Annotated in this window: 12 protein-coding genes; 5 read left to right on the top strand and 7 right to left on the bottom strand. The window is 41.5% G+C overall.

The genetic code is table 11. The annotated features are described in order from the left end of the window. Positions 1–101: 101 nt before the first annotated feature. Positions 102–1,124, top strand: coding sequence for an MGDG synthase family glycosyltransferase (locus tag GGQ84_RS00870; protein ID WP_429157903.1), 1,023 nt, complete (start codon positions 102–104; stop codon positions 1,122–1,124). Beyond that, on the top strand, positions 1,111–1,806 hold the full coding sequence (locus GGQ84_RS00865; protein ID WP_429157896.1) for a zinc dependent phospholipase C family protein: 696 nt from the start codon (positions 1,111–1,113) through the stop codon (positions 1,804–1,806). The genes GGQ84_RS00870 and GGQ84_RS00865 overlap by 14 nt, the downstream gene beginning before the upstream one ends. Here the strand turns inward: GGQ84_RS00865 and GGQ84_RS00860 are convergent. The 7 genes from GGQ84_RS00860 to GGQ84_RS00830 all read right to left on the bottom strand — a co-directional run bounded on the left by GGQ84_RS00860 (position 1,803) and on the right by GGQ84_RS00830 (position 8,302). Continuing rightward, positions 1,803–2,351: a Fe-S-containing hydro-lyase gene (locus GGQ84_RS00860; protein WP_429157894.1), complete on the bottom strand. Its 549-nt coding sequence runs from the start codon at positions 2,349–2,351 to the stop codon at positions 1,803–1,805. The genes GGQ84_RS00865 and GGQ84_RS00860 overlap by 4 nt on opposite strands. A gap of 13 nt (positions 2,352–2,364) precedes the next feature. Then, the gene (locus GGQ84_RS00855) at positions 2,365–3,204 is read right to left on the bottom strand and encodes a fumarate hydratase (protein ID WP_429157892.1); all 840 of its coding nucleotides are present in this window, start codon (positions 3,202–3,204) and stop codon (positions 2,365–2,367) included. A gap of 120 nt (positions 3,205–3,324) precedes the next feature. After that, positions 3,325–4,500, bottom strand: coding sequence for an NAD(P)-dependent malic enzyme (locus GGQ84_RS00850; RefSeq protein WP_429157891.1), 1,176 nt, complete (start codon positions 4,498–4,500; stop codon positions 3,325–3,327). Between the two features lie 20 nt (positions 4,501–4,520). Further along, the gene (sdhB, locus tag GGQ84_RS00845; protein WP_429157889.1) at positions 4,521–5,273 is read right to left on the bottom strand and encodes a succinate dehydrogenase iron-sulfur subunit; all 753 of its coding nucleotides are present in this window, start codon (positions 5,271–5,273) and stop codon (positions 4,521–4,523) included. Positions 5,274–5,277: 4 nt separating this feature from the next. Continuing rightward, positions 5,278–7,053, bottom strand: coding sequence for a succinate dehydrogenase flavoprotein subunit (gene sdhA / locus GGQ84_RS00840; protein WP_429157887.1), 1,776 nt, complete (start codon positions 7,051–7,053; stop codon positions 5,278–5,280). 11 nt (positions 7,054–7,064) lie between these two features. After that, positions 7,065–7,685, bottom strand: a complete 621-nt coding sequence (locus GGQ84_RS00835; protein ID WP_429157886.1) for a succinate dehydrogenase/fumarate reductase transmembrane subunit — start codon at positions 7,683–7,685, stop codon at positions 7,065–7,067. A gap of 284 nt (positions 7,686–7,969) precedes the next feature. Next, entirely contained in the window at positions 7,970–8,302 is a 333-nt protein-coding gene (locus GGQ84_RS00830) for a DUF3870 domain-containing protein (RefSeq protein ID WP_429157884.1), read from the bottom strand. A 258-nt stretch (positions 8,303–8,560) separates the two neighbouring features. On the opposite strand from GGQ84_RS00830, the gene GGQ84_RS00825 reads away from it, so the two are divergent. The 3 genes from GGQ84_RS00825 to GGQ84_RS00815 are packed head-to-tail and all read left to right on the top strand — an operon-like array spanning position 8,561 to position 12,430. Further along, a complete protein-coding gene (locus GGQ84_RS00825) occupies positions 8,561–10,171 on the top strand; it encodes a spore germination protein (RefSeq protein WP_429157882.1) in 1,611 nt (536 codons plus the stop codon). Next, the gene (locus GGQ84_RS00820) at positions 10,168–11,259 is read left to right on the top strand and encodes a GerAB/ArcD/ProY family transporter (protein ID WP_429157880.1); all 1,092 of its coding nucleotides are present in this window, start codon (positions 10,168–10,170) and stop codon (positions 11,257–11,259) included. The genes GGQ84_RS00825 and GGQ84_RS00820 overlap by 4 nt, the downstream gene beginning before the upstream one ends. Then, on the top strand, positions 11,249–12,430 hold the full coding sequence (locus GGQ84_RS00815; protein ID WP_429157878.1) for a Ger(x)C family spore germination protein: 1,182 nt from the start codon (positions 11,249–11,251) through the stop codon (positions 12,428–12,430). The genes GGQ84_RS00820 and GGQ84_RS00815 overlap by 11 nt, the downstream gene beginning before the upstream one ends. The last annotated feature ends 5 nt before the right edge of the window (positions 12,431–12,435 follow it).

Below are 12,435 nucleotides of genomic sequence, written 5' to 3'. Positions count from 1 at the left end.
AATAGAGATAAATTACTCAAGAAAAAACGCAACACCAAGAAAAAAGTCAGCCACTAGGGTGACTGACCATTAATGTGGCGAAGCCACTTTTTTTACCAGGAATGTTCTCAGCATTGAATAACTACTATTTAAAAACTATACAATCTCAGCCCTCAATCTACCGGCATTTTTACAATAAAAAGCAGAGTACCTGCTTTTGGAGCATTTTAAGTACTTGTTTGCACCTCACTTATTTTGCTAAGTTGCGAAGTTTCATAGCAGACTACAAACCTAACATAATAGTATGCACTCATCCCTTTCCCGCAATTGTAATTTCCAGGATGAAACAGCTAGGCTTAAATATCCCCCTGGCAGTTGCCATCACAGATTACGGCTACAACGAAGCCTGGTATGTTCAAGGTATAAACATGCTCCTAGTAACAACAAAAGAGCAACAAAGTTTTGCCATGATAAAGGGTATTTCCAGAGAAAGAATTTACATCTCTGGCGTTCCCATAGCATCTGAATTCAAGCCCGCTGCTCCCAAGGATAAACCCAAGATAAAAAAACAACTGGGATTAGAGGAAAAATTACCAGTAGTTTTAATCATGGGTGGCGGCCTAGGGCTGACAATGGGCCCAGATCAGCTACAGTCCATACGAAACAGCACTACACCTAAACAGATTGTACTAATAACTGGAAACAATAAGCAGCTATACTCAAAGCTAACCTTAAAATATAAAGACCAAAAAAGTATTCACATCCAGGGCTGGGTCGATAATATCCACCAATACATGCAAGCAGCAGATTTTCTTCTCACAAAGCCAGGTGGGGTGACAATAACAGAAGCTATGGCCACCGAGACACCAATAATTCTTATGGAGGCTTTGCCTGGGCAGGAGGAGGAAAACTTAGATTTTCTGTTAAAAAACAGGGCAGCTCTATACTACGAGCAGGAGAAGCACGGTAGCATGGCTACTTTTCTAGACACTGTTATAGCAGATACAAAGCAACTAGAAGATATTAGCAAGAATGCCAGTCTTCTGTTATCCAGCCACTCACCTGAAGATATAGCCCGTTTGTTGAATACCAGAATGAACCTCTCAGCAACCGGCTTTGGAGGTGCATATTATGGGTTATCATAAAGTCATGGACTATATTACAAAAACCGCGGGAACAATGCTTTCTGAACTAACACCCTTACACTCACTTCTCCCTAAAACTGGCTATACACATACCTTCTGCTTAGATCAGTCTATTAAAATTCTCAAAGCAGATGCTCTATTCGCCGCTTCTGAAAAAGCGACTACTTTCTATCAAGACATTTGCCAGGGAATATTATGGGCAGACAAAGCTTTAAAAAATTCTAGCCACTTTTATAATCCAGTTACCAAAAAAGGTCTTGTTGGCTACAATAGTGCCATAGATGAAGGAGAATACTATTGGAAATTAGCCCTACAAAGCTGGTCAAATAATGATTATCAGAAAGCTTTTTTTTACTTAGGTGCATGCATTCACTTAATTCAAGACTTATGCGTTCCCCATCACTCGGCAGGCAAGCTGTTTGATGGGCATCAGGAATTTGAAAACTGGGCCGAAGCTCACTGTCGCCAATTTTCTGTAGAGCGCATGGGGATTTATGGGGTTGGAGATTCTCCAAGTAATTGGATTGAGCACAATGCTCTTATTAGCGTACAACTCTATCCTCTGATAAAAGGCATACCTCCAGAAGCTAATTTTAAAAAGGCATGTAAAATTCTCTTGCCCCTATCCCAAAGAACTATTGCCGGATTCGTGGCTAGCTTCATGCAAAAAGTAGAGCACTAGGCTCTACTTTTTCGCGCTTCCTCATATAAATCGCAGCCGAAGCTGTCATTGACTACTACTGCAGGAAAGTCCTTAACCTCTAGACGGCGAATTGCCTCAGGTCCCAAGTCTTCGTAAGCAATTACCTCAGCCTTCACAATACACTTGGCCAGTAAGGCGGCAGCTCCCCCGATTGCCCCAAAGTAAACTGCTCCGTACTCTTGGAGGCTGTCTTTAACTTCCTGGGAGCGCTTACCCTTGCCAATCATTCCCTTCAAGCCTTTTTTAAGTAATGGTTCCGTGAGGGAATCCATGCGATAGCTAGTAGTAGGACCAGCCGAGCCAATAACTTGATGGGGCTTTGCTGGTGTTGGTCCAACATAATAAATTATTTGACCTTCTAACTCTACCGGCAGATCTTCCCCGTTGTCTATTAGTTCTACTAGACGCTTATGAGCAGCATCCCTAGCTGTGTAGATAACACCAGAGATGTAGACCTGATCTCCGCTCTTGAGCTTTGAAATATCCTCTTGAGTTAGAGGAGTGGTTAGTTTGTGTTCAGCCATAATCAAATCCCCCTTATAGCACTGCTTCTGCGTGTCTAGCCGCGTGGCAGTTGATGTTTACAGCTACTGGGAAGCTGGCAATGTGGCAGGGCTCCATTTCTATTAGAACTCTGAGAGCAGTAGTTCTACCACCAAAGCCCTGGGGGCCAATGCCCAGTTTGTTAATGCGTTCTTGAATTTCAGCTTCCATTTCCTTTAATTCAGCATCCCCATTTTCACTATCTAGAGGCTTTAACAATGCTTTTTTAGCTAAATAAGCACATCGCTCGAAATTGCCACCTATTCCAACGCCTACAACTAGGGGAGGGCAGGGGTTGGGACCTGCCTTATCAACTGATTCCACTACAAAATCTATTACTCCCTGTTTACCCTGCGCAGGAGTTAACATCTTTAGTGTGCTCATATTTTCGCTACCACCGCCTTTAGGCGCCACACTAATTTTCAAATTATCTCCTGGCACTATATTGGTGTGAACAATTGCTGGTGTGTTATCACCTGTATTTTTTCGGGTAAAGGGATGACACATGGATTTGCGCAGATATCCTTTGTCGTAACCTTGACGAACACCTTCAGTAATTGCATCTTTTAAGGCACCGCCTTCAATTTTTACATCCTGGCCCATATCAATAAAGACAACTGCTGCTCCAGTATCTTGACACATTGCAACCTTTTCTGTTTCGGCTATCTTGGCATTTTGAATGAGTTTTGCCAATATTTCTTTACCCACTGAAGATTCCTCATTTTCTAATGAGCTTTGAAAGGCATCTACTACACTTTGATCCAGGTCCGTATTTGCCTTTATACAGAGTTGGGCAACGGTATCAACAATTGTATCGTAAGCAATAGTTTTCAAAGTAACTCACCGCCTTTTGCATTTATACTTAGCCTTAGCACGAGCGCGCTAAACCTTCGATCGATCCAGAAAATTAATGGTGCGCCTCAGGGATTAAGCTGAGGCGCACTTACAATATTGTTACTGCTTTCGGGCAATGCCAGCTTCCTTAGCAGCATTGGCAACAGCTTCGGCGACTACTTTACTTACTCTAGGGTCAAATGGTTTTGGTATTACATAATCATCGCGCAGTTCGCTTTCTTCAATTATTCCAGCAATGGCATATGCTGCTGCTGCATTCATATCTGCAGTTATTTCCGCTGCCCGTACGTCTAGAACACCTCGGAAGATACCAGGGAATGCAAGCACGTTGTTTACTTGATTAGGGAAGTCTGATCTACCAGTACCTACAACTCGAGCACCTGCTTCTTTAGCGTCATCGGGAATAATTTCAGGATCTGGGTTGGCCATAGCGAAAATGATAGAGTCTCTGTTCATGCTTTTGACCATTTCCTTGCTAACCGCGTTAGCCACGGAAACTCCCATGAAGACATCGGCTCCTTCCATAGCCTTAGCTAGGTCGCCGCCTTCGCTATCTACGGCAAACTCTTCTTTATATTTATTCATACCTGCGGTTCTGCCTTTGTAGATGATACCTTTGCTGTCTAATAGGAGGATGTTAGTTACTCCTAATTGCTTCAATAGCTTAGCAATGGCAATTCCAGCTGCACCAGCACCATTAATTACTACCTTTAACTCTTCCATTTTTTTGTCAACAAGCTTTAGAGCGTTAATCAATCCAGCTACTGCAACAATAGCGGTACCGTGTTGATCGTCGTGGAAGATGGGGATATTAGTTTCAGCTTTCAAGCGCTCCTCTACTTCAAAGCACTTAGGAGCTGTAATGTCTTCTAGGTTAACCCCTCCGAAGGAAGGCTCTAATAGTTTAACAGTTTCAACTATTTTGTCAGCATCTTGAGTAGCTAAGCATAGGGGAAAAGCTTCTACGTCTGCAAAAGCCTTAAATAAAACAGCTTTCCCTTCCATAACCGGCATTGCCGCTTTGGGACCGATGTTGCCTAGGCCCAGTACAGCAGAACCATCACTGACCACAGCCACCATGTTTCCTACACCTGTATACTTAAATACATCATCTTCGTTTTCTGCTATCTTGCGGCAAGGCTCAGCTACTCCAGGGGAATATGCCAAACTTAAATCCCACTCGTTCTTAACAGCTACTTTACTTTCGATCTTTAATTTTCCTTGGTTTTCTAAGTGCAACTTTAGTGCTTCGCTTTTCAAATTTTCTTTGCTCATTTCATTCACCTCTTAGATTGTTATTTTTTAAACCAATTCTTGATACCATAAAAAGTTGTTTGTCTATTTAGTGTCCCCAAAGATTTATCTAAAGGTATATGCTTAGGGCAAGCTTGCACACAATTTTGTGCATTACCGCAATCTACTATACCACCTTTACCCATAGCTGTTTCTAAACGCTCCTCCATATTCATTTTGCCATTTGGATGGCTATTGAATAGGGTAACCTGACTTAAAGCCTGGGCTCCCATAAAGGGGGACTTTTCGTTAAAGTTGGGGCAGGCCTCTAGGCAACAGCCACAGGTCATACATTTTGAGTATTCATAGGCTTCCTGACGTTCTAGATCCTTCATAATAGGAGGAGGCCCTGCATCGTGAGAACCATCAGTTTCTACCCAAGCTTTTACATTCTTTAGATTCTCAAACATTACCTGTCGGTCAATCATTAAATCCCTGATAACTTGGAACTTGCTAAGTGGTTCTAGTGTAATGGGACCAGGTGGCAGTTTATCAATTAGGGCAGCACAGGATTGTCTTGCCTCACCATTTATCAGCATAGTGCAGCCACCGCAGACTTCTTCTAAACAATTGCATTCCCATACTACCGGAGCTACAGTTTTCCCTTTTGTATTCACAGGTTTTTTTCTTAGTTCCATTAGCATACTGACAACGTTTTGATTTGGTCTATAAGGAAGTTTAAATTCTTCCCAATAGGGAGTACTTTCTCTGCTGTTTTGGCGTTTAACTTTGAAGTGGATAAAGTCCCTTTTCATCTTCTCAAGCCTCCTTTTTAGCAGTGGCTCGGCCGTCCACGTTGTATTTTCGCTCTACAGGTTCTACTAGTGAAATATCCACATCTTCGTATTCAAATTTCGGACCATCCTTAGTCCAAAAGGCTTTAGTAGTTTTTAGCCAGTTTGCATCATCCCGTTTTGGGAATTCTGGTTTATAGTGAGCACCACGACTCTCGTCTCTGTTCAATGCCCCTAGGGTTACTACCCTAGCCAGTTCCATCATATTTTTCAGTTGACGCACAAACATTACGTCCTGGTTACTCCAACGAGAGGTATCAGTTAAGCCGATATTTTTATAACGCTCCATCATTTCCTGAAGCTTTTCGTCAGTTGCCTTCAGTTCTTTGTTAACTCGAACGATTGAGACGTTGTCCCGAAGCATATCTCCCATTTCCTCATGAAGCTGGTATGGGTTTTCCTTACCGTTCATCTTGTAAAGTTCTTCTAACTGCTCTTTCTCGTATTTGAGCTGAGAGTCGAAAACGCTGCTCTTCACATCTTCATAGGATTTATCGACATTATTCACGTAATTGGCAATTCTTGGGCCTACTCGATAGCCACTGTATAGGGCTGACAATAGGGAGTTTGCCCCTAAGCGATTGGCGCCGTGATACATGTAATCACATTCGCCGGCAGCATATAGTCCTTGAACGTTGGTCATGTGATCCCAATCAACGTGGATACCACCCATAAAGTAGTGGATAGCGGGATAAATTTTCATTGGTATTTTTCTTGGGTCATCTCCTTGGAAGCTCTGGTAAATGTCCAAAATACCACCTAGGCGGTTATTTAAGAATTTCTCATCTAAATGACTTAAATCTAAGTAAACTTGGTTCTTTCCGTCTACTCCTAAGCCCATTTCTACGCAGACCTTGTAGATAGCTCTAGCGGCTACGTCTCTAGGTACTACATTACCGTAAGCTGGATACCATTCTTCTAAGAAATACCATGGTTTTCCGTCTTTGTAGGTCCAAATACGCCCACCTTCGCCACGAGCTGCTTCGGACATCAAGCGGCATTTATCATCTCCCACCATGCCAGTAGGGTGAATTTGAACGAATTCTCCATTGGCAAAGGATACACCTTGCTTATATATAGACATAGCAGCGCTACCAGTGTTAATAGTGGAGTTAGTAGATTTACCATAGGTTACCCCGGGTCCACCTGTGGCAATAAGTACAGCGTCTGCTTTGAATTCATGAATTTCCATGGTTGCTAAATTTTGGGCTACAACTCCTCTACATACTCGGTCCTCATCTATTACTGCGGATAGAAACTCCCAACCCTCGTACTTTTTAACTAAACCGTGAGCTTCGTATTTACGAACTTGCTCATCACAGCCGTATAAAAGCTGTTGGCCAGAAGTGGCGCCAGCAAAGGCTGTTCTTCGTTTTTTAACACCACCAAATAGTCTTAAATCCATTTTTCCTTCAGGAGTACGGCTGAACATAACACCAGCCCGAGCCATGTAGTTAATGATACCAGGAGCAGCATCACACATATCTTTTACTGGAGGTTGATTTGCCAAAAAGTCTCCCCCGTAAATTGTGTCATAAAAGTGTTCCCAAGTTGTATCGTTTTCACCTTTAGTGTCTAGGGCGGCGTTAACACCACCTTGAGCACAAACAGAGTGAGATCGCTTTACAGGCACAAGGGACAGGATATCTACTGAGATGCCCTGTTCAGCAGCTTTAATTGTGGCCATAAGGCCTGCTAGACCGCCTCCTACTACAATAATCTTACCTTTCTTTTTAGCCATATTAATCCTCCTTACGCTCTAAAAGCAAGTAGTATTTGAATTGACAAGACGCTTAGCACTATAAACAGAGCAGAAGTAACGTAAGTAACAACCTTTTGAGATCTAGGACCAATTGTAATGCCCATGTCAATTAACAGACCCCAAAGCCCATTTGCAAAGTGGTACATGCTGGCTATTACTCCTACTATATAAAAGCCTAATATAGCAGGGTTTGCTAGTTCGCTAGCCATTAGGTTGAAGTTAATCTCAGTTCCATATAAGAGCTTCGCCATTCTAGTTGTATACACATGATAAACTAAAAACACAAAAGTTATCAGTGCAGAAATCCGCTGCAGGTAGAAAGCCCAGTTACGGTAATGACCGTATTTAGAGGTATTGTTTCTAGCAATGTAAACTATCCATAATCCATATAAACCGTGGAATAGAATAGGCACTGCGATTATAAATATCTCCATAAAACCTACAAATGGTAGCTGTTCCATGAAACCGGCAGCAGCATTAAAGCTTTCTGGTCCTTTAAGTGCATAAGAGTTAATGGATAAATGCACTAGCAAAAAAATTCCTACAGGCAGTAGCCCTGTTAGTACTTGTAGTTTTCGCAATAGAAAGTAGTTTTTTTCAAAGAAACTCATTTTATATATTCCCTCCTTTATAAAGTCTAAGATGATTATGAGAGACCACTGGCCCTCCTTTCTTATTTAAATTTAACAAAAAAACCCGCAAGATAAACCTCTTGAATGTAAGAGGACTTATCTACCGGGTTTTACCTATAAATTAAAATGCGGGTTCACTGGTGCCGCACTTTACTAGGCAAGGGGTAGTATGTTAGTTTTCAAAGCTACTCACAAATCAGAAGAATCTGAAAATTCAGCGCGTGTTTAACAAAAAGGGGTGCTTTCTGTTTACACGCTGTAATTTACTCGTCTATATATTCATTTTCCTTATATTCTAGATACTTCTTATGAGCAGATTTCATTGCCGATATAATAGACTTTTTTGCGTGACCAAGGTAGCTGTGATTAAGAATTCTAGTGATATTATCAATATCATTAATGTTCTGGCCGACTAAGATCTCGCGACAAAAGTCCTTTCCTGTTTTTGTGGTAATGGAAATATCAGCATCTAAAATAGTACCTGTTTCTCTTCCAACAAGTAGCCCAACACCGATAACCTTGTATAGTTGAGCTGCAGTGATGTTAGTAGGCAGTTTAGCATAGCCAGTTATGAAAACTTTATCGGGCAAATTCAATTTTTAGAAAAACCTCCTTATAGTAAAATACAACTTTTATAACAAAACCTGGTATGAGCAAAGTTTTCTTAAGTATGATTATATTCTAATTATACAAAAATTTTAAAATTCCTGCCTGAATATTAAAAAAAAATAAAATATTTTTAAATTTCAACAAAAACCGACAAATGCTAAGTTGATATTAGCATTTGTATACTTTTGGCATCGGGTTCAAATACTAACTTGACTAACTATTTGAAGTTATTGCAGGTGATCCCATTGAAAAAGCCGCTTAAGCCAAGCGAGTATAGGTCAAAGCGCCGACAGAAAAAAATTGAAGATAAGAAGATGACAGATAGTGATACATCAGAACTTTATTTAACAGTTGATCTAAACTGGAATGAAAGATTGTTGCAAAAATTTATTGGTAACAACAATGATATAAATTTTCGTCGCTTTCAGCTGCCAACAGTAGAGCAGGAGTGCTTACTGGTATTTGTAGATGGCTTAGTAAAGGACGAGGCTATTACTGATTCTATTTTGCGGAATCTGATGTTAGAACTTCCTAAGGTAATTAATTTACAAGAGAAGAAAAAAGAACATATTAATGCAAAAGACCTTGAGATGCTTTTAATCAGTGAAGGTGAGGTAGCTTTAACAGGTAATATTCAAGAAATTGTAGACCAGGTGCTCAGTGGTGAAGCAGCTGTAATATTAGAAGGTGAAAACCAAGCTGCCTTAATAGACACTCGTGGTTGGGAAATGCGAGGAATAGAGGACGCTTCCTCAGAAAGTGTTATTCGCGGACCTCGGGAGAGCTTTACTGAAACACTACGCATTAATACTTCTCTGATTAGGAGAAAAATCAGGAGCAGCGACCTGAAAATAGAGGCTCTAAACTTAGGAACCAAGACTAAGACAGATATTGCTATTGCCTACTTGGAGGGAGTAGTTAATCCCAAGGTAGCAGAAGAGGTTAAGAAGAGGCTCAATCGAATTGATATTGACAGTGTGCTAGAGAGTGGTTATTTAGAGGAATTAATAGAAGATAGTCCCCTCTCACCTTTTCCCCAAATCCAAACTACAGAGCGGCCCGACAAAGTAGCGGCCAATATCCTGGAGGGTAGAGTTGCTATTATAGTAGATCATACTCCCTTTGTAATGTTGGTGCCAACAGTGTTTATTCAATTTTTCCAAGCATCTGAGGACTACTATGAACGCTCTATGTCCAGTAATGTGCTCAGGGGAGTGAGGGTATTGGCCTACATAATCAGTTTAGCCTTACCCGCTTTTTATGTTGCTACAATTAACTTTCATCAGCAATTGATACCCTTTGATTTAGCGTTGAGCATAGCAGAGGGCAGGGCGGGAGTACCCTTCCCTCCGTTTTTAGAGGCTTTTTTGATGGGACTTATATTTGAAATCTTACGGGAAGCGGGAGTAAGGCTACCAAAACCTGTGGGACAGGCAGTAGGCATAGTGGGAGGGCTAGTGTTAGGCGAAGCGGCAGTGACTGCTGGTTTGGTCAGTCCTATCATGGTTATAGTGGCAGCACTTACGGCCATTGCCTCCTTTGCTCTGCCCAATTACAGTTTGATTATTTCCAGCACTATAATAAGGTTAGCTTTAATGTTGCTTTCTGCTTTCATGGGGTACTATGGGCTAATTTGGGGATTGGTGGCAGTTTTAATTCACTTAGTAAGCCTTCGTTCTTTTGGGGTCCCATACATGTCTCCTCTGGCACCTGTTAGTACTGGTGGACTTAAAGACACGTTTTTTAGAGTTCCCTGGTGGTTGATGGTAAGCAGGCCTCATTTAATTGGAACTAAGAACCAAAAGCGGGGTAAAAGGCAAATGCCCCATCCCAGAAGGGGGAGAGGTGGTCAATGAATAATTACCAAATATCAAATAGACAAGGGTTATTGTTAGTTATGGCTACAGTGCTTGGTACTGTGTTCCTACCCCTGCCTGGAGTAGTTACTGCTAGCGCCGGCAGTGCTGGGTGGATGGGAGCACTGTTGGGCTATAGTGCGTCTGCCATTCCAGCTTATTTCATATATAAGGTTTGCAATAAATATCCTGGGAAAAATTTAGCACAGATAATAGAAATTTTAGTGGGGAGAATATTGGGTCGTCTTATTAATGTATATATAATGTTGGTTTTCTTTTATTTAAGTTCTATGTTAATAAGGCAATTAGGTGAACTCTACTCAGTAGTAGTAATGCCAAGGACTCCGATTATAGTTTTCGGTAGTACTATTTTAATTCTAGTTGTTTTTATATTGAGACAAGGCTTAGAGGTGTTGGCGAGGGTTAATGAAATTTTAATATCTCTTTTGCTTGTAACTTTGCTGGGAATGGTGGTATTGGTGTTAGGAGATATAAATTTAGACCATATGTTACCATTTATGGGAGAGGGGTTAGGAGGAATTGCGGTGGGTGGATTATTGACGTTTGCCGTGGCCATGGAATATGTGCTCATTCTGGGTTTTATTTTGCCACAATTCAGGATGCAAGAAAAGGCTGGCATCTATGTTTTAGCGGGAGTAGTGGTGGGTGTAATAACCCACTTAGCTGTAATAGTAAGTGTAGTAGGAGTTTTTGAAGTAAATGAAGTGAACAGGTTTTTATATCCAATTATACAGCTGGCAAAGGTGGTAGAGCTGGGTGAATTTATTAAGGGTGTAGAAGTACTGTTGGTTGGTGGCTGGACTATAGCCTCCCTTTTAGCTATAACGATCTATATGTACGTAGCGCTTTCCGCAATGGCCCAAGTATTTGGTATAGATGATTTTAGAGAACTAGTTATGGTGGTGGCTCTATTATCTATAGCAGTATCTATGACTCCGGATAGCCTACAAGCTTTAATAAGGGAACTACAAATACTAGATAATATTTTCTTTCTATTTATTGGCTTAACTCTACCAGGTTTTTTGTTTATTCTACTAAAAGTGAGGGGTAATACTGATGAACCCTAGATTAACTTTAGTAAGAAAAATAATCATAATTACTATTTTCTTTCAGCTATGTACTTTTCCGATGGGCTGTTGGGATAATAGGAATATTGAGGATTTGGCCATAGTGGTTGGGATGGGGTTAGATCGAGGGGAAGAGAGTGATTATCGGGTGACCTTTCAAGTAGCTAGACCGGATCTTATGGGAGAACAGGAAGAGGGGAATGGTGGGTTACAAGATGTTTGGGTCACGACACAAGAGGCGGATTCAATCTTCGATGCGGTGCGAAAGGTGCGAGCCTATGCTCCCTGGGAGCTGTTTTTTGGCCATACTCAGATTATAGTAATAGGAGAGGATTTGGCGGAAGAGGGCGTAGGTCCAGCCATGGACTTTGTTCAGCGAGAGACTGACTTGCGGAGAACTGTTCTATTAGCTGTAGCTCGGGGAGAGGCTAAGACGATCCTAGGACATACCGAAGCAGAACCAGATGCAATTGACTTAATGAAGCTAATCAATATAGCTGAGTTTCATTCTGTGAATTATACTGAAATTCTGGGGAATTTTATTGCGGACATAGACGCCTTAGATCGAGCAGCGGTGGCACCTGGATTTTCCAGGGCCCGGGAAACGCCTGATGACGAAGAGTTTGCAATGCGTAAACTGGAGGATACAGCTGTATTTAAAGGGGATAAGTTAGTGGGTTGGTTAGATGAAATGGAAACTAGGGGTCTGATCTGGATCCGAGGAAGGATTATAAATGGAGTAATTGTGTTTAGAGATCCAGTGGAGGACCGGTATTTAGTGAATGTTGAAGTTACAAGAGCCAGAACAGATATAGATTTAGAAATAATTGAAGGAACCCCTGTGTACACCATAAAAGTAACCGGTGAGGGTCGGCTTGCCAGTCATACCAGTCCCCATAGATTACAGGAACCTAAAAATTTTGCGGCCTTGGAAAAGCGGGCTGCAGGTACTGTGGAGGATAAGATGAGGCGGGCGGTGGAACGGGCGCAAGAATTTGAAGCCGATTATCTGCACTTCGGTACGATTCTCCACAGAAACTACCCTGAACATTGGAAGCAGGTGAAGGATGACTGGAGTGGAGTGTTTAGGGATGTAGAAGTAAATTACGAAGTAAAGTTTAAAATTCGCAGGGCAGGTTTAATTACTAGATCTATAAACTTTAGTGAGTGATGGTG

The organism is Desulfitispora alkaliphila (assembly GCF_050433185.1).
GTDB classification, from domain to species: Bacteria; Bacillota; Desulfitisporia; order Desulfitisporales; family Desulfitisporaceae; genus Desulfitispora; species Desulfitispora alkaliphila.
The sequence above is the reverse complement of the archived record's forward strand: the minus strand, read 5'-3'. Positions and strand labels throughout refer to the sequence as shown.

Bases quoted from the DNA above. Each gene is read 5' to 3' on its own strand.
- GGQ84_RS00870 (WP_429157903.1), top strand. From the start codon at position 102: ATGTTCTCAGCATTGAATAACTACTATTTAAAAACTATACAATCTCAG.
- GGQ84_RS00865 (WP_429157896.1), top strand. From the start codon at position 1,111: ATGGGTTATCATAAAGTCATGGACTATATTACAAAAACCGCGGGAACA.
- GGQ84_RS00860 (WP_429157894.1), bottom strand. From the start codon at position 2,351: ATGGCTGAACACAAACTAACCACTCCTCTAACTCAAGAGGATATTTCA.
- GGQ84_RS00850 (WP_429157891.1), bottom strand. From the start codon at position 4,500: ATGAGCAAAGAAAATTTGAAAAGCGAAGCACTAAAGTTGCACTTAGAA.
- sdhB (WP_429157889.1), bottom strand. From the start codon at position 5,273: ATGAAAAGGGACTTTATCCACTTCAAAGTTAAACGCCAAAACAGCAGA.
- sdhA (WP_429157887.1), bottom strand. From the start codon at position 7,053: ATGGCTAAAAAGAAAGGTAAGATTATTGTAGTAGGAGGCGGTCTAGCA.
- GGQ84_RS00835 (WP_429157886.1), bottom strand. From the start codon at position 7,685: ATGAGTTTCTTTGAAAAAAACTACTTTCTATTGCGAAAACTACAAGTA.
- GGQ84_RS00820 (WP_429157880.1), top strand. From the start codon at position 10,168: ATGAATAATTACCAAATATCAAATAGACAAGGGTTATTGTTAGTTATG.
- GGQ84_RS00815 (WP_429157878.1), top strand. From the start codon at position 11,249: ATGAACCCTAGATTAACTTTAGTAAGAAAAATAATCATAATTACTATT.